This is a genomic window from Enterococcus sp. R12, from assembly GCF_058135755.1.
In genome coordinates this window covers 2,696,596-2,718,714 of the sequence record NZ_CM176874.1, presented here as the reverse complement: position 1 = coordinate 2,718,714, position 22,119 = coordinate 2,696,596, and the positions used below count along the sequence as shown (strand labels likewise).

Sequence of the window (22,119 nt, the reverse complement as noted above, 5' to 3'; positions counted from 1 at the left end):
CGTTATTTTTGCTGCTTCTGCCAGTCTGCTCGTTTTTGATGATAGAGCTGGGCTGCAGTTTCCCAATGTTCTTTGTCAGCCGGCTGAATCTCACGGATCACACGGGCTGGATTGCCGCCGACGATCGTATTCGGCGGCACATCTTTTGTGACGACGGAACCAGCAGCGACGATGGCATGTTTGCCGATCGTGACACCGGGTAAAATCGTACTATTGCCCCCGATCCAAACGTAATCTTCGACGGTGATCGGTAGGCCAAATTCCAAATCTTGACTGCGGACCACAGAATCGATTGGATGACCGGCGGTATAGAAGCTGACCCGTGGTCCCACCATCACATGATCACCAATCAGAATCTTATTGACATCTAAAAAAATGCAATCCATATTGGCATAAAAGTGATCACCAATCTCAACATGGCGACCATAATCAACATAAAGGGGTGGTTGGACAAAGCAATGCTGCCCAAATTTGCCAAAGAGTGCTTTTTCTTTGGCGATGATTCGTTCTCTGTCATCGACTGGTAAGTGGTTGATTTCCTGGGCACGTTTTTTTCCCTCCGCTGAACCATTCTCAGGGAGAATGCCAGCAGCTTGATACAATTGACCAGCCAACATCGCTTGATAATCAAAGTCTTCTTTCATTGCAAAATCCTTTCTAAGACGGTAAATCGTCGGTGGTTAATTCAATCAAATTGCCTTCGGGGTCTTGGACAACTGCTTCATAATAGCCATCGCCTGTTGTACGAGGACCATTTAAAAGAGGGTAGCCATCTTCAACAAACCGTTGAGCGTAACGATCGACGTCAGCCTGATCACCAACTGCAATCGCAAGGTGAGTGTAGCCTAAGCTTTCGCTGATACGAGGGCTTAAAAATTTCTTGGTCGTTAATTCTAACCGACTTCCAGAATCAAAGGTCAAAAAATAGGACTGAAAGCCTGTTTTCGGATTATGGTATTTTGGGTTGCTGACCGCCTGAAAGTAGGTTTCATAAAATGTCCTCATTTTTTCCAAATCATTGACATATAGTGCGATGTGTTCAATTTTCATTATCGACAACTCCTTTAATAAGCAACATAGATCGTTTTTTTTTTTGAACTTAGTAAACTTTGTTTAATAAGTTGCATCTATTATACCTTTGTTAACAAAATTAATAAAGGTATATTCCCAGCTTTTTATCTGTTAAAATAGGAGCGTTGAGGGGGAGAAAAATGAAAGCTTATCAGCCAACGACCATTAAATTACATAATCAGGCAGTATTGCTGGATTTGCTAAAACAGCAGCAAGCGCCTATGACCAAGCGCCAACTGGCAGATGCCTCTCAATTAAGCGTGGTAACGATCAACAAGCTGCTTCCTGAATTGATTGAAAAGCAGTTGCTTTTGACGACGGATCAACCGCAACGAACGGGAGGACGTCAAGCTGCGGCTTACCAGTACAATGCGCAACGGACACTGTTGTTGATCATTCAGTTTATCGAAGAAGACCAGCAGATCGTGATTCGTTTTTCAGTCGTCGATCTCGTCGGGAACATTTTGCATCATGAGCAGTCAGCAGAGGGCCGATTGCCGCAGTTCTTGCAAGTGATTCGTCAGATAAAACAGGAATACCCGAAAATCAGCTTGGCAGTCGTGGGAATTCCTGGTGTGGAAATTGCTGGAAGACTGAAGATCATGGATGCTCCAGCATTTAAGGACATGGCGCTAGGGGAATTGATTGAAAAGGAGATCGCTGTAAAAACGCTTATTGAGAATGACGTGAATGCTGCGGTATTTCATTTCAAAGAAGAGAAAAAAATCGTGGCTGGCATTTATTTTCCGAAAAATTATCCGCCAGGTGCGGGACTGGTCATCGACCAACAGCTCTTTAAAGGAGCCAACCATTTAAGTGGCGAAATCAAGCATTTGCCGCATCTCTACACGGCTTCTTACCCTTTGGCAACAGAGGCGATCCCAGAACAAGTGACTGCCACTCTTCAAGCGATCGTGGCAGTGACGGACCCGCATCAAGTCATTTTGTTTTTGCCCTCTGAATGGCAGGCGCTCGTGTCGCGCTCCTTTTTGGAAAAGCAGCTGGCAGCAGTGTTTCAATATGGCGTCTTGCCAAAATTACACTTTTCCGATCGATTTTCAGAAAATTATTTGGCTGGGTTGATCACGATGGGAATCGAAGCAGCTGGCTTAGGGCTTTGATTCCCAGCATTCAACTGGTACTGAGGACAAAAACTACCGCTGCTTCCTTTATTCAGAAGTAGCGGCAGTTTTTTTGAAAATACGAGAACTCACAGCTTGGCGAGTTTCTGTGCTTTTTCGGTATTCGCAAAATGCAGTTTGGCATATTGGCCTAATAGTGCTATGCCACCTTGCTGCAGTAATTTTGCTGCAACTTGATCAGCAGCTGCGTGGGCGCCAGAAGGCAAGCGCAAACCGACTTCTTTAGAGGCTGCATCTAATTCATCCAAAAAGACTGTACGACATAAAATAGAGGCTGCCGCTACTGCTAAATGATATTGTTCACCTTTCGTCGCAAAATAGAGCTTTTCAGTGACCGCTCCTTGTTCCGACTTTAAATAGGTGCGATAATTTTTTTCGTTCGTGAACTGATCGATCAAAATGGCATCTGGTGTCTCAGGAGCAATCTTTTGCAAAAGCAAACGAATGGCTTGATTATGCAAAGCAACTTTCATTCGGACTGTGTTGTATTTTGGTTGGATCTCGTTGTATTTGCTGGGCGTGACGGTGAGCAATTGGTAAGGAACCAATTCTTTGATTTTCGGCGCCATCTTACGGATCTCTGGATCTGTCAGCATTTTTGAGTCCTTGACTCCTAAAGCTTTCAGCTGTGGTAATTGCTCTTTTTTTGCATAGACGGCACAGACCACCAAAGGACCGAAATAACTGCCATTACCGACCTCGTCACTGCCGACGACGCTTTTTTTGCTAAATCCTGCTGGCAACGCAGTGGATGAAACAGTCGCTTTTTTCTTATCTGGTACAGCACTTGCCGTATCGCCCCATAAGGAAGCTTCTTTTTCAGCAGTCGCTCCTTGGAACATGACTTTTCCTGACGTATAAGCAGTGATCGTCGTTGGCCCTTTTTTGGCGACAAACACTGTATAAGGAACTTTCTTAGCTAGCAAATCTCGTTGGTAAAATTGCTGCATCTTTTGGATAGTTGAAGTTGGTACTTTGATAACGATCGTACTCATTTGATTCCTCCTGATTTTTTGTCTTTTTTTAGGTAGACAAAAGGATACTTTAAGATTTTACCATACTTCTTATTCTTTTTTACTAAGACGATCAGCAAACAAACGATTGGCATGGAAATTCATAAGAAAATCACGTATAATAGTTAAGAGTTTGCGACACATGTTCAATAAGTGATAGAATAGAGCAGAATGTAAGCAATGGGAGGAAATATTCCTATGACGGAGCAAAAGAAACGTTATAAAGCAGTTATCGCGAATCAAAGTTACACGATTATTGGACGCGAAAGCAAAGAACACATGGATATGGTGACAAGATTGGTCAATGACCAACTGCTTGAGATCATGCAATTATCGCCACAAACCGATCAAGAACAAGCGTCGATCTTATTAGCGATCAACGCTGTTTCCGACCAGCTGAAAAAACAAGAACAGCTTTTGGTCCTACAAAAAAAGGTGGACGAGCTGCGAGGACAAGCCATTAAAGCAACGGAGCTTGAGAATCGCATTAAGCGGATCGAAGCGATTGAATCCGAAGCACGGAAAGTTCTCGATGAGACAGGTCGCAGTGATGTGGAGATCCATAATCATGTGGAAGCACAACAGATCTTAAATGAACAAAGGAAACGAAAAATTCAAGAAAAGACAGCCCATGGGTAGTGCGGCGTAGAAAGGATACCTAAATGATTGGATTATTTGTCTTGGTTTTGTTGTTGGCAGCCTTTTACGGCGGCGCACGGCGCGGAACCAGTTTACAATTGGTCTCAGTTTTGGGCTATTTGATCTCTTTTTTCTTTGCAGTAGCAAATTACCAAGAAATTGCGAAGAAAATTGAGCTCTATGTTCCTTATATGTCAGTAACGGCGGACTCAAAGTTAAAATACTACGATATGGAACTGGCTTTAGATTTAGACAAAGCCTATTATGCAGCCATCGCTTTTGTGATGGTGCTCTTTGCTGGATGGCTGATCACAAAACTAGTGGTGATTTTTGCAGACAGTTTGCGTTACAAACGCCTAAGTTTTTTAGGTGGTTATGACTGGGCAGTTGCGGGTGTTTTGAATGTTATCTTGATGTATATCAATTTGTACATGTTTTTCATGATTCTCTCAATGATCCCGTTTGCCACGATTCAAAATCTGTTTGAAACGAGCGGAACTGCGAATTTCATCGTTGATCGGTCGCCGATTCTCTCAGATTACTTCTATCGATTGTGGATCACAGATGTGATTGGGTAAAAAGCAGGCAGATGGTTGCAGAGCCATTCTGCCTTTTTCTTAGGAACAAAAAGTTAAAACAAAGCAGGTGAGAAAAGAATGAATACTAAGATCCTTGATGTTTTAGGATTTGAACAAGTAAAGAGTCAAATCGGTCAGTATATTGTAACAGCCCAAGGGAAAGAAGCCTTAGCAAAGCTTGTGCCATCAAGTGATATGCAAGTCATTTCCTCTTGGCTGGCAGAAACAGAAGACGCGATCAAGATCCAACGTTTAAGAGGCGGAATCCCTGTACCAAAGATTGAGAATATTCGTCCCCAAATGAAACGGATCGAAATTGGCGCCGATTTAAACGGCATTGAGTTGGCACAAGTTGCCCGTGTCTTATCAACTACGCAGGAATTGAAACGCTTTTTTGCTGATTTGTCTGAAAGCGAGATTGAATTTTCCCGCTTGTATCACTGGGAAGAACAGTTGGTGTCTTTGCCAACCTTGAATCGACGCTTGAAAGAAGCTATCGATGAGGATGGCCGAGTCACAGATGATGCCTCTCCAGCACTACGTGGAATTCGCCAATCGATCCGACGAGCAGAACGGACGATTCGCGAGACATTGGATGGCATCGTCCGAGGTGGCAATGCAAAGTATCTAAGTGATACGATCGTAACCATGCGAAATGAGCGTTATGTGATTCCAGTCAAACAAGAGTACCGAGGTGTTTTCGGCGGGGTAGTCCACGACCAAAGTTCCTCTGGTCAAACCTTGTTTATCGAACCGAAACAAGTAGTGGAACAAAATAACCGTTTGCGCCAGCATCAAATTGCGGAACGGGATGAAATTACACGTATTCTAGCAGAATTGTCAGCAGAGTTAGCCCCATATCAAAGAGAGATTCTCCATAATGCGTATGTGATCGGGATCATGGATTTCATGAATGCCAAGGCTCGTTTTGGAAAAGAGATGAAGGCAATCGTACCAGCGATCAATCAAGACAACCATGTCTTTTTTAAGCAAGCACGTCATCCATTGATCGATCAAGAAAAAGTCGTTCCTAACGATATTACGATTGGAAAAGACTATCAAGCCGTTGTCATTACTGGGCCGAATACCGGTGGGAAAACCATCACCTTAAAAACATTAGGGCTATTGCAGATCATGGGCCAAGCTGGTTTACCGATTCTGGCAGAAGAAGAAAGCCAAATGGGTGTCTTCAATGAGATTTTTGCGGACATTGGGGATGAACAATCCATTGAGCAAAGTCTATCGACCTTTTCTTCTCATATGACAACGATCGTTGAAGTGTTGAAAAAAGTCGACGAGACAAGCTTAGTTCTCTTTGATGAATTAGGCGCAGGAACCGATCCTCAAGAAGGGGCGGCACTAGCGATTGCGATTTTGGACGAACTTGGTGCTAAGTCGGCTTATGTCATGGCGACGACCCATTATCCTGAATTGAAGGTTTATGGCTATAACCGATCCAATACGATCAATGCCTCTATGGAATTTGATGTTGATACCCTAAGTCCGACCTATCGCTTGTTGATCGGGGTTCCAGGACGAAGCAATGCGTTTGAGATTTCGAAAAGACTTGGCTTGCCAGAGACGATCATTGATCAAGCCAAAGAGATCATGGATGGAGAAAGCCAAGACCTGAATGAAATGATCGCTGATTTAGAAAATCGAAGAAAAATGACGGAAACCGAGTATCTTGAAGTCCGTCATCATGTAAAAGAAGCAGCCCGCTTGCACCAAGAGCTAGAATCAGCCTATAGTTATTTCTTTGAAGAACGTGAAAAAGAATTGGCGAAAGCTCGGCAAAAAGCCAATCAGATCGTTGAAGAAGCCAAAGAAGAATCTGAAAAAATCATTGCCGATATTCGTAAAATGCAGTTAGCCGGCGGTCAAACGAAGGTCAAAGAACACGAGCTGATTGACGCGCGCACCAAGTTATCAGGTCTACAGCAAGAAGAACATCTGCAAAAAAACAAGGTTCTGCAAAAAGCCAAGGCAGCCAAGACGCTGAAAGAAGGAGACGAAGTGCTCGTAACTTCTTATGGGCAGCGAGGAGTCTTGTTGAAAAAAGCAGGCAAAAATCAATGGCAAGTCCAAATCGGTATTTTGAAAATGAATTTGCCAGAAACAGATCTCCAACCAGCAGCGCCAGTGAAGGAGCCTACACAGCGTATCGTCAATACGATTCGTTCTGCTGACAGCAGTCCAGTGGTCAATCAGTTGGATTTACGAGGCAAGCGGTACGAAGAAGCCCTCAATGAAGTGGATCAGTATTTGGATGCAGCGATTTTGGCAGGCTATCCGCAAGTGACGATCGTCCACGGAAAAGGAACCGGTGCGCTGCGTCAAGGGATTACCGATTATTTGAAAAACCATCGCTCGGTGAAAAGTTTTGAATTTGCGCCAGCAAATCAAGGGGGCAATGGGGCGACCATTGTGAAGTTTAACTAACCTTTAAGAACCCTTACCTTTTGTAAGCAGACGATTTTAAAAAACTTCCGATACGTGGTATACTTTTTTTAGTTTTAAAAATGGAGGGTAAGTACGATGGCAAAAGAAATTACTGATAAAACTTTTTCAGAAGAAACCGATAAAGGCTTAGTCCTTATTGATTTTTGGGCAACTTGGTGTGGTCCATGTCGGATGCAAGCGCCGATCTTGGAACAATTAGCGAATGAATATGAGGAAGACGAATTGAAGATCGTGAAAATGGATGTGGATGAAAATCCTGAAACACCAGCTTCATTCGGGATCATGTCTATTCCAACTTTGTTGTTGAAAAAAGACGGCCAAGTCGTTGATAAAGCAATTGGGGTGCATACAAAAGATCAATTGAAAGCTTTAGTTGCGGAACATATGTAATAGAAGAAACGTTTTTGAAGCAATAGCCGAAAGTGGCTATTGCTTTTTTTATTTTGGGGACGTTTTTTTCAAATTTTCTATTAGGCAGTGGTATACTTAAAGTGGGTAGTGGCACTAAAAAATATCTTGTTAATATAGTAAGAAAGTGATACCAAAATAGGATTAAAGGGGGAATAAAAATGAAGAAGTTGAAACGTGGGTTGCTTCAAGGCGTTGCGATTGTTGGGGTACTGGTCGCACCCATCGCAGGAACGATCACACAAGTTTATGCAGCAAATGAAGGGGATCCGACTACAGCGTCTGTCGCTGCGCAAGAGACGACGTCAGAAAGTTTTTCAGAAGCGAGCGCAGCATCATCTCAAGAGGCAAGTACAGAGAGTACAGAGTCAAGCACGGCAACTGAGTCTTCATCAACGTCTACCTCTTCATCAGAAACAACGTCAAGTACTAGCACGGCTGCGACTGAGACCAGTCAGACCGAGACCACACAAGATTCATCTACTCAATCGACGGAAGAATCTTCTGAAGAACCAGACTTAGGGATCATTGATGTTGAATCAGTTGCAGATAATAACCAATATATAAAAATCAATCCGGTTGCAGCAGCCAATCCTGAAACGCAAAACATCCTTTACCGTTTAGAGAAGGATCAATTGATCGAGCAAGGAACGATCAATGAATTAGCTGGCAAGGTATACCGTAGTGTCAAACGGTATCAAGGTGTTGATAAGCGGACCTATCTTGAAATTCGTGACGATCAAAAAGTTGTCGGTGTCGTAGCAGAAGCAGCAGTGAAAGTTGCCAGCGGAACCTTCAAAACCGAGAAAAAATATGCAACCGTTACAAGTGCGAAAGAACCGCTTTGGCAAGATGTGTTTTTAGATAAAAAAACGAGCACTTCTTCAAGTATTACTGGTCAAACCTTTGAAATCAAAGAAGTATTCACGACGAATAGTAACGTGGCCTATTACGCATTGTATTCAAATAAAAATGTTCTCATCGGTTGGATAAAAGCCACCGGCGTTAAGTTAGCGACAACTCCTGGGGGTGTGTGGCGTGCTGAATCAAAATATGCGACTATTACTAACAGTAAGTCTACACTATGGCAAAATTTTTTGACAAGAAAAACTAGAGGAAATACAACTAAGTTAAAAGGTAAAACGTATAAGGTTAAGGGAAGCTTTCACCACCTGAATGGTTTCGTTTACTATTCCATTTTTGACAATAAAAATAATTGGATGGGTTATATTTGTGAAACTAATGTAAAACTTAGAGATGGGGCTCAAGGTGCCTATGAAAATTATGGCAAGTATGTTTCTCTGACTAAAAAAAATATGACTATGTTGGGAAGTTTTAATTTAAAAAACCAAAAATATAATACAAGTAATTTTTATTATAAAACCTATTTAGCCAAAGGGAAATATACTCATTTTAATGGCACAACTTATCTGACAATCTATGACTCACATGACAAATGGATGGGCTATATTGATGAAAAAGCTGTAACGTTAGCCAATACAAAAGGAGGAGTCTGGCAGAGTGAAAAGAAAACTATTCGTATCAAAAATAAAAATGATATAATATGGCAACATTTGAATTTCACAAAAAAATTGGGTACTGCTGAACAATATGTGAATAAAAATATACAAGTTAAAGGAAAATTTTTACATTTCAACGGATCCACCTACTACTCCCTCTATCTCAACAACAAATGGTTAGGCTACATCAATGCAAGTGGGGTGACCAATGCCCATACGATCACTTCTCAAAGCAACATTAGCCGCTACGTGGTCGTCAAGAATGGGGATGGCAATTTCTTTGAAAAAGCCGATCCAAATAGTGCGAAACTTGGGAAAAAGAGTGCCTACAAAGGCTATATGGCACAAGCGACCAAACTAGCAAAAACGAGTGATGGCAATTACTTGTATCTCGTTTCGCCAGCTGGTCGAATCGGTTGGGTCAAGGAAAATCAAACCACAAATGTAAATAGCAACTTTTGGATGTATACTACAGGAGGGAAATATCCTTCATTAAACGTTAAAAACTTAAACATTGAAGTATCTATCAGCAAACAGCGGGTCTACATCAAATCAGGAAATAAAGTGATTTATACGATGCTTTGCTCGACCGGTGCCTTCAATACGCCAACACCTTTAGGGAATTTCCGTATCCAAGCAGAAAAAGGCTTAGCTTTTTCAGGAGCCGCTTACTACCGTTCCTTTAAAGATCACGGCGTCTATTTATTCCACACGATCCCAACGAGCATTGCTTGGTCCACTAATGCTTTTAGTTCTGTTGAAGGACGAAAATTAGGCACTCGGGCTTCTCATGGCTGCATTCGTTTAGCAGTCCCAGATGCCAAATGGTTTTACTATAACATCCCTTATAATACGCCTGTCAAAATTGCTAACTAATGTTCAAAAAGTCGTTTCCCCTAGTGGAGACGGCTTTTATTTTTCAAAAAAAGATTGACGCTGGTTATATCATTCGATAATATATCATTAAGTGATATAGCTAGTGGGACGGAGGAATCAAATGGATGAGGCATTGACAGATTCAACCTATTTGATTTTATTAGCGCTTTTAAAGCCGAAACATGGGTATCTCATCATGAAACAGATCCATGAGCTAAGCCAAGGGACGTTTGAGATTGGTCCCGCAACGATGTATACGATTTTAAAGAAGCTGACGAAAAAGGGGTGGATCGATTTAGAGGAAAGCGTTGACCGAAAAAAAATCTATCAGATTACACCAGAAGGAAGACAAGTTCTGGAGAAAGATATTCAACGGCGCAAATTATTTTATCAAATCGGAGAACAGGTTTTCGAAGCGTTAGGGGGAGAGCAAGATGGGCATCAATAAGAAATACCTTCTTTCACTTGGTGTAGCCTATTACCCAGAAAAGGAAATGGTTCGTCTGCAAAAACAAGCGTCGTTAGGGTGGCACTTTGTGAAGATGAATCGGTTAGGGTTTTTGAAGTTTATCAAAGGAGACCCAGAAACGACCAAATATGCAGTAGACTTTTTCGAAGGAGAGCCCTCTGAGATCGTTGATTACTTAGCGATGTATCAAGCAGGAGGCTGGACTTATATCAGCAATTATAAAGATCGCTATTTTTATTTTAAAGCGTCTCCTGACACACCAGCGATTTTCAGTGACCAAGAAAGCTATCAAGAACGGATCGATAATGAAACACGGTATTTAATGAAAAAATCGATTCTACTTTCGGTGATCAGTTTAGTGATATTAGCAGCAATTTACTTTTTGATCCGTTATTTCAATATTCGCACAAATCCATTTTGGTCCTTTGGACTAGGATTGATTACGGGGCTGGTGTTTATCCCGATTGGGGTAGGATTGACCACGATCCTGATGAAATTCTTATATAAAAATCGAGCAAGTTATTACAATGAACCAGAGAAACTGGCGAAGCGTCAACGAGTGATCCGCGATACCGTCATCTTGATGTTTGTCGGAGCGATCATTGGCGCCGTTATCGGCTTTTTCTTTAGTGATATATTTTATTAGACAGGGAAGGTGAGCATGTGTTAGAAGCAAAACAATTAGTAAAAACATTTGGCGATTATACAGCAGTCGATCAATTGTCCTTTACCATCAATGATGGACAGATCATGGGCTTGATTGGTCAAAATGGTGCTGGTAAAACGACGACATTCCGATTGATCTTGGATTTCTTGAAAGCTGATCAAGGGGAAGTATTATGGGATGGCCATAAAATAAGTGAAAAAGAATACAATATTATCGGCTATCTGCCAGAAGAACGCGGCTTGTTTCCAAAAGTAACGATTGAAGATCAATTGATCTATTTCGCGCGGTTACGAGGCAAGAAGAAAGAAGACATCGTACCAAAAATCGACTATTGGATGGACAAATTTAAAGTCAAAGGCAAGAAAACCGATAAAGTCAAATCGCTATCAAAAGGAAATCAGCAAAAAGTTCAGCTGATCTCAACGTTGATCCATGAACCAAAATTGGTGATTTTAGATGAGCCATTTAGTGGGTTAGACCCCGTCAATGCAGAACTGTTGAAAAATGGGATCATTGAACTGAAAAAAAATGGCTCATGTGTCATTTTCTCCAGTCATAATATGGATAATGTGGAAAAAATCTGCGATCACTTGATTATGCTGCGGGATGGTCAAACCGTCTTAAACGGAAAAGTTCATGAAATTCGTGAATCCTTTGGGCGGACGAAAGTCTATTTAGAATCCAACTTGACGAAAGAACAGCTCTTGGCAGTGGCAGGTGTCGAGGAAGTTCTTGCCAGAGAAGATGGCAGCTATGATATTACGATCGCTGATCCTGCAGTAGGAAAAACCTTATTTGATTTAGCAACGGCGGATGGTTATATCCCTATGTTCAATCAACAACCGCCAACGTTAGAAGAAATCTTTAAGCGGAAGGCGGGAAAAATGAATGAGTAAGTTTTGGGTAATCGCATTAGATGTTTATAAAAAAAATATCAAATCAATTTCGTTTTTGATTATGATTCTCGTGCCATTTATTGCAACGGGGGCATTTTATCTCATTGGTTATTTTGCTGATGGTATGAACAGTGTCGACAAAATTGCCGTTTATGCGAATGAACCAGCCATTGCGCAGACCTTTGTGGACCAAAGCGGCGATGATTTTGAATTTGAAATTGTTGACAGCGAAGAACAAGGGCAGCAACAGATGGCAGACAAAGATGCTGATGCTTTGTTACTTATTACTGCTTCTGGGGATACGCTGCAAGGGGAATTATTAAGCGAGTCCTCGATGGGGCAAGCTTTAGAGCTGACGATCCAACAGTTATTGACGGGTTTGCAGTCTTCCTATAGAGCTAGTGAGCTTGGCTTGACTGCTGAGCAAGTGGCAGTCCTTAGTGAAGTCGCACCGCTTGATCGTCAAAAAGTTTCCTTCGGTGAAGATGGCGAAATGACTTATGGGGAAGACAATACCGCGATGCAATCACTAGTAAGTATGATCGCAACAATCATCCTCTTTTTCTTTATCATTACTTACGCACAGATCATTGCACAAGAGATCGCCTCTGAAAAAGGCACACGCATCATGGAAGTCATTTTGTCTAGTACACGGGCGCAAATCCATTACTATGCCAAATTGACTGGTGTAATCATGGTTGCAGCGACCCAGCTAGTTGCTTATGTTGCGATTTTTGGCGGGAGCTATTTCTGGATCAAGGATAACCCAATGGTAAAAGACTTGTTGGCAAACTTTTCGACAGATGGCATTTTTGGTCCCTTCCTGGTGTTTGCGATCGTTTTCGTCTTCTTAGGAATTTTGATCTACTCGGTCTTATCAGCCCTTTGCGGGTCGTTAGTGAACAAAGCAGAAGATACGGCGAAGGCCATCATTCCAGTGACGTATCTTTCATTGGGCGGGTATATGCTTGGAATCGTGCTAGGCGGTATGGATCCTCATAACGTGGTCTTACGAGTAACTTCCTATGTACCATTTTTATCTTCCTTCATTATGCCAGTACGGCTTGCTAATGATACAGTGGGTATCGGCGGTGCATTGATTTCAGTAGGAATTCTTGCTGTTACCACGATCGTCCTGATGCTGGTTTCTGCAAAAATGTATAAATCAAATGTCTTGATCTATAACGACAATGGCATTTTAGCAACGTTGAAACAATCATTAGTGTTAATGAAAAACGAAAAATAAGCAAAACGCCCGATCCTTTTCGTGATCGGGCGTTTTTTATTCGCTAAAATCTAGAAAACAAGGGGCAAGACTTTAGAATTCCTGCACAAAAAAGTTGAAGATCGATTGCTCAGAAGGCAGCTTGTGAGCGGCTAGCTCAGGATGCCACTGAATGCCTAAGATCGGTGCGCCATAGGCAGTGGATTCAATGGCTTCAACGACACCATCAGGAGCGGTGGCAATCACGTTGAAATCATCCGCAACGGTTTTGACTGCTTGGTGATGAAAAGAATTGACGTGATAGGTTGTGCCTAAAAGAGCAGCCAAACGACTGTCTACCTTGATTTTTACCCGATGTGTAGGGAATTGAAAGAACGTCGGCAATTGCACGTGTTTGATCGTTGGGTGATCGATCAAAGAGAGATCTTGGTACAAACTCCCGCCAAATGCGACATTGAGTAACTGCATGCCGCGGCAGATTCCAAAGATCGGTTTGTTTTGAGCCACTGCTTCTTTGATCAATGCCAATTCAAAGACATCACGATCAGGATGAATGCCTTGAATCAAGGGATGAGGGTCTTCGCCATAGTGAACAGGGGAGACATCATGACCACCGGCTAACAAGAGTTTATCGATTTTGCTGATGTAAGTCGCAGCATCTTCCACGACACCCATTGGTAATAATAGGGGGATGCCTTGGGCTTGTTGGATATGGGTCACAAAATTTTTGGGTGTATAGGACAACCAATGTTCTGCTTCTTCAATCATTGGTCGTTCATTAGCAGCGATGCCGATAATGGGCTTCATTTGATCAAACCTTTCTACTAGTAAATGAATCGAAAAAGAAAAAAGGACACGAGGTCCTTTTTTCGATCACCTTCGCTTTATTTTTCGCGAATAACTTCGATTTTGTAGCCATCAGGATCTTTCACAAAATAGTAAGAAGGAGAAGTTCCTGGGAGTCCTTTCAGGTCAGTGACATCAAATCCGGCCGCTTGGTGCTTCTCATGAAGCGCTTCTAGATCATCGGTACTGATGGCGATATGGCCATAGCCGTCGCCTAACTCATAGCCAGGGTGGTCATAGTTATACGTCAACTCTAGCTCGTAATCATCACCAGGCAAAGTTAAGTAAACCAAAGTAAATTTATGTTCAGGAAAATCACGACGGCGAGATTCTTCAAAACCAAAGGCAGTTTGATAAAAATCTAGAGAAGCCGTTAAGTCTTTGACGCGGACACATGTGTGAGCCATTTTCATGGGTAAATCATCCTTTCGATCTTGATAGTTGTATGATAACATATTTTCTCTTTTTGTAACGAATAAAAGACAACCGAGCGTTATTTCCAGCTTGTCCAGACTATTGGCATAGGGTAAAATGGAAAGAAAGTGTTGGTGGAGGGAATCATGCCAGAAAAGGAAATTGTGTTCGGGGAAAAAGAAACGGGGAAGCCATACAAATCAAGATATGGGGCGTATGTCGTTCTTCCAAACGAAAAAAATGAAGTGATCTTGGTGCAAGCACCCAACGGCGCATACTTTTTGCCCGGTGGTGAAATTGAGCCAAATGAAAGCAAAGAAGAAGCGATCCAACGAGAATTGATTGAAGAACTTGGATTTGAAGGGGAGATTGCTGAGTATCTAGGGGAGGCAGTTGAATACTTCTATTCGCGCCATCGCGATACATTTTACCATCACCCGGGCTATTTCTATTTAATGACACAGTGGAAAAAAGTTTGCGAACCGACAGAAGAAACCAATCAGTTGTCTTGGCACACGCCAGAAGAAGCGATCCAACGATTGAAACGCGGCAGCCATAAATGGGCAGTTGAACAGTGGTTGGCAAAATAAAAAAGTCAGGCTTCCGATAAAAAGGAAACCTGACTTTTTTTACACTTAGTTATTTGTTAAAACATACTTGTTGATTACTTCTGCTACACCGTCTTCTTCATTTGAAGCGGTTAGGACATCTGCGGCATTTTTCACGTTTTCAGTAGCATTGGCCATCGCCACACCGATACCAGCATATTCCACCATGGTTAAATCATTTTCATTATCGCCGATCGCCATGACTTCTTCTTGTTTGATGCCTAAGTGCTCCGCCAATTTTTTGACAGCAGCTCCTTTATGGGCTTGTTTATTTAGGACTTCCAAGAAGTATGGAGCACTTTTAACCACATTGTAGTTGTCGGTCAAACTGCTCGGCAATTGTGGGATGATCTGATCCAGTATTGCGGGATCATCGATCATCATCATTTTGATGATATTCAAGTCAGCAGTCATTTCTTCTGGTGTCCGATATTTCAATGGCATGTTGACTAAGAAGGCTTCATAAATCGTGTAAGGACTGATATCGCGGTTAGCGGTATACATGGTATCCTCAGTTTCTACATGAAGGTGAACCCCTAATTTTCTCGCAGTCATCTCAACAAAGAGATAGTCATCTTGGGACAAGCCGAATTCAGAGATGATCTCTTGATTTTTGGTTTTTTGAACCAAAGAGCCATTGTAGGTAATCACGAAATCATTGTCCGTAAATAAGTCTAGTTCCTTCAATAAATCTTGGACACCAGTTAAGGGGCGTCCCGTACACAAAACGATGCGCACGCCTTGTGCTTCTGCGTCTTTTAATGCTTTGTAAACTGCTGGAGTGATCTTGCGGTCGTTGTTCAGCAGGGTACCATCGATATCGATGGCGATCAGTTTGATACTCATAAGTTCCTCCTAGTGGCTTGGTTTGATCAAAGCACCATTGCGAATGTGCTTGGCAAACTCTTGATACGTCTCTCCAAATAAATCATAGTGATTTTGGATGTTGGGGTCAATCATTTCTTTTGGAAAATAAAAGCGTTGGTCACCTTGGGTTTGTCCTGCTAAGGCTGCAACAAGTTGACTGGCTTGGGATAATTCTACAAGGGAACCATCTTTTTCCTGTAATTCGATCTGTGTCCGATGCTTACCAGAAGTTGGTCGATAAAAATCATAAGGCAGATCGAAGCTTGAATTGATGGCAGTATAGTAGCGGGGATTGAAGCCGACTTTTTCCACCAGTCCCTGCATTTCTTCAATCATCGGCAACTGTGTCTCATCGTCAAAACGAGCGGATTTTAGCGGTTTACGATTTAAGAACCGCTTGGCTAAATCGCTGAGGATCGGATCATTCTCTTCCGTCCATTGGGTAAAGTAGGTATTCAACACGCCATCGTCGAGTTTCAAGTATTCATCTAAAGTGAATTCTTGTTTTAAAAACGGGAGAAGCAGTTGCGAATGGCTTTGAAACATTTCCTGATCCACTTGATAAAGTTCTGCAGCACGATCCAGCAAATGGGCTAAGATCACTTCCATCCCTCGAGAACTCGCATGGAAATAAACTTGCACATACATTTGGTAACGACTGACGATGTAGTCCTCCACAGCGTGCATGCCATTCATAGAAAAAGCAATACCGCCTTCGTACGGACGAATCACTCGTAAAATTCTGGTCAGATCAAACGTGCCATATTCAGTGCCGGTAAAATAAGCATCGCGCAGCAAGTAGTCCATCCGATCAGCATCGATTTGACTGGAAATCATTTGAACGACTTGGGGATTTGGATAGGTTTTAGTGATAACACTTGCCACTTTCTCAGGAAATCCAGCTTCCACTCGGTTCAATATCTGATGAACTTCCGTTTCAGGAGAAGTGATGATCGCCACTGTGATGGCTTCATGGTCTGTATGGAAAATATGCTCAAAGGTGTGGGAGTATGGTCCATGGCCCACATCATGAAGCAATGCTGCACACAAGGTCACTAAACGCTCCTTATCATCCCAGCCGTTCGGTCCAACTTTTTCAATCGAATAATTGCGTTGGAAAATATCGCAAATGCGGCGGCTGATTTCATAAACCCCCAAGGAGTGAGAAAAGCGGCTGTGTTCTGCTCCGTGAAAGGTGAAAGAAGCAGTCCCTAGTTGTTTGATTCGTCGCAAACGCTGCACTTCTTTGGAATTGATCAAGTCTAAAATCACTTGGTGCTGCACATGGACATAGTTATGAACAGGGTCACGAAACACTTTTTCTATCGCTAAGGTTTGATATTTATATGGTAGGCTCATCGCTAAACTCCTTTATTGGGTGATTTCGCTTTTCCATGCCAGCTAAGCGTTGCTGCATTTGTTGGCTAAGGTCATTTTCTGAAAGCCATTGATCCAGTGACTCAAGCGGATATAGGGATTGGTCTGTGATCAAGAAAAGCAGGGCTTTTTGCAAGCGGTCAATCACCTCTTGTGTGGTAAACTTACGGCCGAGAGCCGCTTCTAAAGTGGTCATGCTCGCAGGATTGACGGCTGGATAGCCATCCGTACCAAAGCGCTCTTTTAAACCTGCTTGGTAAAAACGACGAACGAGAGAGCCGCGGGCTGGTTGGTCGCCATTGATGCTCAGATACATCATGACAGCCACGCCGTCTTTGATCCGTCGTTGTGCTGTGCCAGCAATTTTTTTTCCGTCAATACTCAGGTCATAGGTGCCTGGGCAGTACGAGTCAGCAATTTCATAAGCCAAAATTGTCCGCTCAGGAAAGGCTGCTTGTAGCAATGTCGCCATCATTTCATAGGCTGCATCCGTAGTGGCAGCCAAATGTTTAGGGAAAATGAGGGAGACATTCAAAATACCGGCATCATTGATGACCCCAAGCCCGCCTGAGTTGCGGATGATCGAGGCATAGCCAGCTTCTTTCAAAACCTGCAGACCATCTATCAAAAAAGGCAGCCGGGTATCTTTCATTCCTAAAATCATCGTATCGGACAACTGCCAAAAATGACAATAAACTTGTTCCAGTTTGCCAGCAGCTTCGGTGGCAACATCGGTAAAAGCAAACGGCTCATAAGGATTGTGGATACGTGGTAAAGTTTGATCCATTATATAGATAGTCAAATCGGTTAAACTCCTTTAAAAATACCTGTTATCCTTATTATATACGATTCTTGGAAAATTACTTGGAGAAAAGAATGAAAACTTGCTTTTGTTTTCGCTTTTTTATTTTCAATGAAGAAATAGACCAAGGAGAATCAACTGAAATGATTGACAAACGAATGAAAAAAAGCAAGAATAAAACTGAAATCTTCAAAGGAGGCACACGTACATGCAAGAATTATCAAAAGGAATCCCAATCTCAATTCATTTAACAACCAATGTACGTCAAGCAGGGGAAACAGAGAACTTTCTGTTTGATCTGCAAGGACAAGCAGTCAAGATCGGTGATACCTTATATATCCGTTACAAAGAGATCCAGCCAGACGGTACCGACGTTCCCGTCACGATGAAAATCATGCCAGACGGATTGATTCAATTGATTCGCTCAGGGGAAATGCGCATGCGTTTGAAATTTTCTTATAAGGAACGGTTAGAGACGAGCTACCAAACCCCGTATGGTTTGATGATGTTCCACACCTTCACCAATCACCTGCACGTTAGCTTGAAAGACCGTCCATACTCGGGAAAGATCGATATTGATTATGACTTGTTCATGGCTGCTGACAAAGTCGGCGAATACAAACTATCTTTAGAATTTACCGCTTGATCAAAGGGGAATTGAAAGAAAAAATTGCAATTTGAGGCGTAATTTTGTATGATTAGGAGTAGACTGTGAAAGGACGTGTCCCGTTTGGAAATTAATGTATTTGAAGGTGTAAATAAAAACGAATTGTCGATGATTGAAGTTGCCCATGCGATTTTAGAGCAGCGCGGTGACGTGATGGATTTTTCTGATTTGGTCAACCAAATTCAAAACTATCTTGAAACTTCAGACAGCGAGATTCGTGATTCATTGGCGCAGTTTTATACAGACTTGAATATCGACGGTAGTTTTATTTCTTTAGGCGACAATCGTTGGGGCTTACGTTCATGGTACGCCATTGATTCGATCGATGAAGAAGTCAACCATGGCATCGAAGACGAGGATGAAGATACACCACGTCGTCGCAAACGTAAAAAAGTCAATGCCTTTATCAACGATGATGAAGACGCAATCGATTATAACGATGATGATCCTGAGGATACTGATTTGTCAGATGACGAAGAAGATGATCTCTTTGATGATGATGATGACGAGGATGAAGAAATCTCGGCATACAATTCAGACTTGCAAGAAATCGGCGCCGACAATAGCACCGATGATGAAGAAGAATTACCTGACAGCATTGAGGAAGATCTAACCATTATCGATGACGATGATGAAGATGATTTTGCGGATGAAGAGGAAGAAGAGGAGTAATCCTCTTCTTTTTTTCGCCTTATGGCTGCAAGCAGCTTTTAATCGTTGAAGGACGAGTTCGTCTTCTTACATAGATACAAATAAAAAAAGGAACCGCATCAGCGGTCCCTAAGTGCTTTTGAATTATTGATTTGAATCGAGTATACTTGTAACGAAAAGAAAAAACGCGCCTTGAGGGAATCGAACCCCCGTCTCAAGAACCGGAATCTTACGTGATATCCACTACACTAAAGGCGCGAAGCACAAATATTAGTTTAACCAATTTCAGTGAAAAAAACAAGAGGTAGAATGATGAAATTTCAACAGCAATTTTCACAACAACAAAAACAGACGCAAAAGCTTGCTATGACGCAGAAATTACAGCAATCGATCCAAGTGTTGCAATTTTCTGCAGACGAATTATTGTCCTTCATAGATAACCAAGCATTAGAAAATCCATTGATTGATCTGGGGGAATATGATTCGCCCATCACACCAAGCAAAAGCAATGGCTCATCAGAACAATTGATGGATTATTTAAGCCAGATCCCTGACCAGCATACGTCTTTATTCGAATACCTCATCGATCAAGTGCATTTAAACTACCGAGATACCTTCTTGCGGACGATCGTTTTATTTTTAGTCGAGTACATTGATTTAAACGGCTTTTTGACGATTGACTTGGAAGAAGCTGGAAAGCTTGTTGGTGGGACCCCAATCCAAATGCTCGATGCCTTGACCTTGATCCAGCAGCTAGATCCAGCAGGCGTCGGTGCTCGTGATCTAAGAGAGTGTTTGATGCTGCAAACGGAAAGAGATGACTATGCGCCGCCAATGGCCTATCTCATTTTAGAAGAATTTTTTACGGAAATGGCAGAGCGCAAGTGGGACAAAATCAGCAAAGCGCTGCAGATTCCATTAACTGAGATCCAAAAGGTCTTTGATTATGTTCAAACATTGACCCCCACACCAGGGGCTGCGTTTGGGTCAACCGATGGGCTTTACATCGTTCCTGACCTGCGGGTGACGGTTGAAAAAGGACAGCCGATCGTGAAATCAAACAAACGCGCCTTGCCAGAGGTTCGCTTTCAGCAGCAATATTTTGATCAATTGAAGCAAAGCGGTGATCCAGAGGTATTAAGTTATTTAGACAATAAAGCCCAAGAGTTCGAGTGGCTGAAAAAGACCTTGCTGCAACGAGGGGATACCATCTATCGTGTCGGGGTGCAGATCGTTGCACGGCAAAAGGAGTTTTTCACTCAACCAGATCGCCCATTAAAGCCATTGGTTTTAAGAGAAGTTGCCGAAGAATTAGGGATTCATGAATCAACGGTCAGCCGAGCGGTCAACGGGAAATACTTGGAAACCTCCTTTGGGGTGTTTGAATTAAAACTATTTTTTGGACAGAAAGTTTCGACACAAGAAAGCGGTGATGACTTGACGACGGCATCGATCAAACAGCAGCTAAAAGCACTGATCGATGAAGAAAACAAAAATAAACCATTGTCAGATCAGAAGTTGACAGATGCCCTCAAAGCCCAGGGCATCGATATTTCCAGACGAACGGTGGCAAAGTATCGTGAAGCCATGAATATCCCTGGTTCTTCCAAGCGGAAACGATTCGAGTAAAGCAAAACATACTATTAACGAGTAGGAAAGGCAGCAAAGCCTTTCCTTTTTTTATCGATCCTTTCCTCATTTTCAATTTATGACGATTTTATGAAAAGCAAGATTTTGTGACTGAAATAGTTGCGTATCAAGGCGATAAGTGCTACTATTATTGGTGTAGGAAACAGATTTAAATTTTTTTTGCAATCGATGGGTCATTTTAAGTCATTGTAGGACGAAAATTGTCCAACGGGAGGATATAAAATGCTCGATGAATTAAAATTGATTGAGGCAATCACCCCGGATATTCTCGCTGTACTCCAGGAACGTTACCGTATCTTAAGAAATATTTATTGGATGCAGCCCGTTGGCCGCCGGACACTTTCGGAAAGTTTATCAATGACGGAACGCGTGTTGAGGACGGAAACAGATATCCTTAAAAAGCTAAAACTGATCGACTCTTCAAAAAGCGGCATGCAATTGACCGCCTATGGAGAAGAAGTGTACACGAAGATCGGTGCACTGATGGATCAGCTGTTCGGAATGCACCAAATCGAAAAACGATTATCAGAGACCTTTGGCATCGGACGTTGTTTGATTGCGAGCGGCGATGGTGATCGACAACCGAAAGTGATTGCTGAATTTGGCCAGTTGCTGAATGAATCGTTGGATCTCTTATTGCCAGAAGGCAAAAACACCATCGCAGTGATGGGAGGGACGACAATGGCGAAAGTTGCCGAGGAATTGGGCAATTTGGAAACCGCCAAACGTCATAACTTGTTTGTTCCAGCCCGTGGCGGTATCGGAGAATCAGTCAACGTGCAAGCAAACTCAGTCAGCTCAGTAATGGCGATGCAGACAAACGGCGATTATCGCTCCTTGTTTGTACCAGAACAATTAAGCATGAACACCTACGAGTTTCTCTTGAAAGAACCCGCCATCGTTGATGTCTTAAACTTGATAAGTCAAGCGAATTGTGTTATTCATAGTATTGGACGGGCGTTGCATATGGCGGCTCGACGAAAAATGTCAGAACAAGAAATTCTGATGTTAAAACAAAAAAATGCAGTTGCAGAATCCTTTGGGTATTTCTTTAACGAAGCTGGCGAGGTCGTCTACAAAGTTCCTCGCATCGGACTTCAATTAAAAGATTTGCAAAAAGTCCCAATCATTTTTGCGGTCGCTGGCGGACAATCAAAAGCCAAAGCGGTCAATGCATACATGAAAAATGCACCAAAACAAACCTGGCTCATCACCGATGAAGCTTGCGCAAATGAGATTTTAAAAGGGGCAACCCTTTAAAATAAATATT

The 22,119-nt window shown here is 42.3% G+C and carries 23 protein-coding genes and 1 tRNA gene; 15 read left to right on the top strand and 9 right to left on the bottom strand.

Annotation, left to right across the window (positions count from 1 at the left end):
- Nucleotides 1–2: 2 nt before the first annotated feature.
- Both ACTW1R_RS12630 and ACTW1R_RS12625 read right to left on the bottom strand, forming a co-directional pair.
- Nucleotides 3–644 carry a sugar O-acetyltransferase gene (locus ACTW1R_RS12630; protein ID WP_016608797.1) on the bottom strand — a complete coding sequence of 214 codons (642 nt, stop codon included), beginning with the start codon at nt 642–644 and terminating at the stop codon, nt 3–5.
- 13 nt (nt 645–657) lie between these two features.
- Nucleotides 658–1,050, bottom strand: coding sequence for a VOC family protein (locus tag ACTW1R_RS12625; protein WP_015510196.1), 393 nt, complete (start codon nt 1,048–1,050; stop codon nt 658–660).
- 161 nt (nt 1,051–1,211) lie between these two features.
- Between ACTW1R_RS12625 and ACTW1R_RS12620 the strand changes: the two genes are divergently transcribed.
- The gene (locus ACTW1R_RS12620; protein WP_016608796.1) at nt 1,212–2,192 is read left to right on the top strand and encodes an ROK family protein; all 981 of its coding nucleotides are present in this window, start codon (nt 1,212–1,214) and stop codon (nt 2,190–2,192) included.
- An 89-nt stretch (nt 2,193–2,281) separates the two neighbouring features.
- Here the strand turns inward: ACTW1R_RS12620 and rnhC are convergent, their stop codons facing one another.
- Complete coding sequence (gene rnhC / locus ACTW1R_RS12615; RefSeq protein ID WP_271814008.1) at nt 2,282–3,208, bottom strand: ribonuclease HIII; 927 nt, start codon at nt 3,206–3,208, stop codon at nt 2,282–2,284.
- Nucleotides 3,209–3,424: 216 nt separating this feature from the next.
- On the opposite strand from rnhC, the gene zapA reads away from it, so the two are divergent.
- The 9 genes from zapA to ACTW1R_RS12570 all read left to right on the top strand — a co-directional run bounded on the left by zapA (nt 3,425) and on the right by ACTW1R_RS12570 (nt 12,988).
- Nucleotides 3,425–3,865: a cell division protein ZapA gene (gene zapA / locus ACTW1R_RS12610; protein ID WP_005228634.1), complete on the top strand. Its 441-nt coding sequence runs from the start codon at nt 3,425–3,427 to the stop codon at nt 3,863–3,865.
- A 23-nt stretch (nt 3,866–3,888) separates the two neighbouring features.
- On the top strand, nt 3,889–4,443 hold the full coding sequence (locus ACTW1R_RS12605; protein WP_010749817.1) for a CvpA family protein: 555 nt from the start codon (nt 3,889–3,891) through the stop codon (nt 4,441–4,443).
- A gap of 78 nt (nt 4,444–4,521) precedes the next feature.
- On the top strand, nt 4,522–6,885 hold the full coding sequence (locus tag ACTW1R_RS12600) for an endonuclease MutS2 (RefSeq protein WP_271814010.1): 2,364 nt from the start codon (nt 4,522–4,524) through the stop codon (nt 6,883–6,885).
- Between the two features lie 96 nt (nt 6,886–6,981).
- Entirely contained in the window at nt 6,982–7,296 is a 315-nt protein-coding gene (gene trxA, locus ACTW1R_RS12595) for a thioredoxin (RefSeq protein ID WP_005228645.1), read from the top strand.
- 179 nt (nt 7,297–7,475) lie between these two features.
- Entirely contained in the window at nt 7,476–9,710 is a 2,235-nt protein-coding gene (locus tag ACTW1R_RS12590) for a L,D-transpeptidase family protein (protein ID WP_271814012.1), read from the top strand.
- A 121-nt stretch (nt 9,711–9,831) separates the two neighbouring features.
- Nucleotides 9,832–10,158 (top strand): PadR family transcriptional regulator, encoded by a 327-nt coding sequence (locus ACTW1R_RS12585; RefSeq protein ID WP_015510192.1) that lies wholly within the window; start codon nt 9,832–9,834, stop codon nt 10,156–10,158.
- Entirely contained in the window at nt 10,145–10,825 is a 681-nt protein-coding gene (locus ACTW1R_RS12580; protein WP_010749814.1) for a DUF2812 domain-containing protein, read from the top strand. The genes ACTW1R_RS12585 and ACTW1R_RS12580 overlap by 14 nt, the downstream gene beginning before the upstream one ends.
- A gap of 17 nt (nt 10,826–10,842) precedes the next feature.
- Nucleotides 10,843–11,742: an ABC transporter ATP-binding protein gene (locus ACTW1R_RS12575; RefSeq protein ID WP_016608790.1), complete on the top strand. Its 900-nt coding sequence runs from the start codon at nt 10,843–10,845 to the stop codon at nt 11,740–11,742.
- The gene (locus ACTW1R_RS12570) at nt 11,735–12,988 is read left to right on the top strand and encodes an ABC transporter permease (RefSeq protein ID WP_005228656.1); all 1,254 of its coding nucleotides are present in this window, start codon (nt 11,735–11,737) and stop codon (nt 12,986–12,988) included. The genes ACTW1R_RS12575 and ACTW1R_RS12570 overlap by 8 nt, the downstream gene beginning before the upstream one ends.
- A 72-nt stretch (nt 12,989–13,060) precedes the next feature.
- On the opposite strand, the gene ACTW1R_RS12565 is transcribed toward ACTW1R_RS12570, so the two are convergent.
- Nucleotides 13,061–13,774, bottom strand: coding sequence for a gamma-glutamyl-gamma-aminobutyrate hydrolase family protein (locus ACTW1R_RS12565; RefSeq protein WP_271814015.1), 714 nt, complete (start codon nt 13,772–13,774; stop codon nt 13,061–13,063).
- Between the two features lie 77 nt (nt 13,775–13,851).
- Nucleotides 13,852–14,226, bottom strand: a complete 375-nt coding sequence (gene gloA / locus ACTW1R_RS12560) for a lactoylglutathione lyase (protein ID WP_005228659.1) — start codon at nt 14,224–14,226, stop codon at nt 13,852–13,854.
- A gap of 147 nt (nt 14,227–14,373) precedes the next feature.
- Between gloA and ACTW1R_RS12555 the strand changes: the two genes are divergently transcribed.
- On the top strand, nt 14,374–14,817 hold the full coding sequence (locus ACTW1R_RS12555; RefSeq protein ID WP_271814017.1) for an NUDIX hydrolase: 444 nt from the start codon (nt 14,374–14,376) through the stop codon (nt 14,815–14,817).
- 45 nt (nt 14,818–14,862) lie between these two features.
- Here the strand turns inward: ACTW1R_RS12555 and yidA are convergent, their stop codons facing one another.
- Genes yidA through ACTW1R_RS12540 form a run of 3 tightly spaced genes read right to left on the bottom strand, consistent with a single transcriptional unit; the run spans nt 14,863 to nt 17,866 of the window.
- Nucleotides 14,863–15,681, bottom strand: coding sequence for a sugar-phosphatase (gene yidA, locus ACTW1R_RS12550; protein ID WP_005228663.1), 819 nt, complete (start codon nt 15,679–15,681; stop codon nt 14,863–14,865).
- A 9-nt stretch (nt 15,682–15,690) separates the two neighbouring features.
- Entirely contained in the window at nt 15,691–17,061 is a 1,371-nt protein-coding gene (locus tag ACTW1R_RS12545) for an HD domain-containing protein (RefSeq protein ID WP_010749809.1), read from the bottom strand.
- The gene (locus tag ACTW1R_RS12540; RefSeq protein WP_375826541.1) at nt 17,045–17,866 is read right to left on the bottom strand and encodes a lipoate--protein ligase family protein; all 822 of its coding nucleotides are present in this window, start codon (nt 17,864–17,866) and stop codon (nt 17,045–17,047) included. The genes ACTW1R_RS12545 and ACTW1R_RS12540 overlap by 17 nt, the downstream gene beginning before the upstream one ends.
- Before the next feature lie 223 nt (nt 17,867–18,089).
- Between ACTW1R_RS12540 and ACTW1R_RS12535 the strand changes: the two genes are divergently transcribed.
- A complete protein-coding gene (locus ACTW1R_RS12535; RefSeq protein ID WP_005228669.1) occupies nt 18,090–18,527 on the top strand; it encodes a YwiB family protein in 438 nt (145 codons plus the stop codon).
- An 84-nt stretch (nt 18,528–18,611) separates the two neighbouring features.
- Nucleotides 18,612–19,220: a DNA-directed RNA polymerase subunit delta gene (gene rpoE / locus ACTW1R_RS12530; protein WP_005234347.1), complete on the top strand. Its 609-nt coding sequence runs from the start codon at nt 18,612–18,614 to the stop codon at nt 19,218–19,220.
- A gap of 165 nt (nt 19,221–19,385) precedes the next feature.
- Here rpoE and ACTW1R_RS12525 read toward each other — a convergent pair.
- Nucleotides 19,386–19,457: transfer RNA gene (locus ACTW1R_RS12525), tRNA-Arg, on the bottom strand.
- Between the two features lie 51 nt (nt 19,458–19,508).
- On the opposite strand from ACTW1R_RS12525, the gene rpoN reads away from it, so the two are divergent.
- Both rpoN and ACTW1R_RS12515 read left to right on the top strand, forming a co-directional pair.
- Nucleotides 19,509–20,828 (top strand): RNA polymerase factor sigma-54, encoded by a 1,320-nt coding sequence (gene rpoN / locus ACTW1R_RS12520; RefSeq protein WP_176323943.1) that lies wholly within the window; start codon nt 19,509–19,511, stop codon nt 20,826–20,828.
- Nucleotides 20,829–21,071: 243 nt separating this feature from the next.
- Nucleotides 21,072–22,109, top strand: a complete 1,038-nt coding sequence (locus ACTW1R_RS12515) for a sugar-binding transcriptional regulator (protein WP_489927287.1) — start codon at nt 21,072–21,074, stop codon at nt 22,107–22,109.
- Nucleotides 22,110–22,119: the final 10 nt, after the last annotated feature.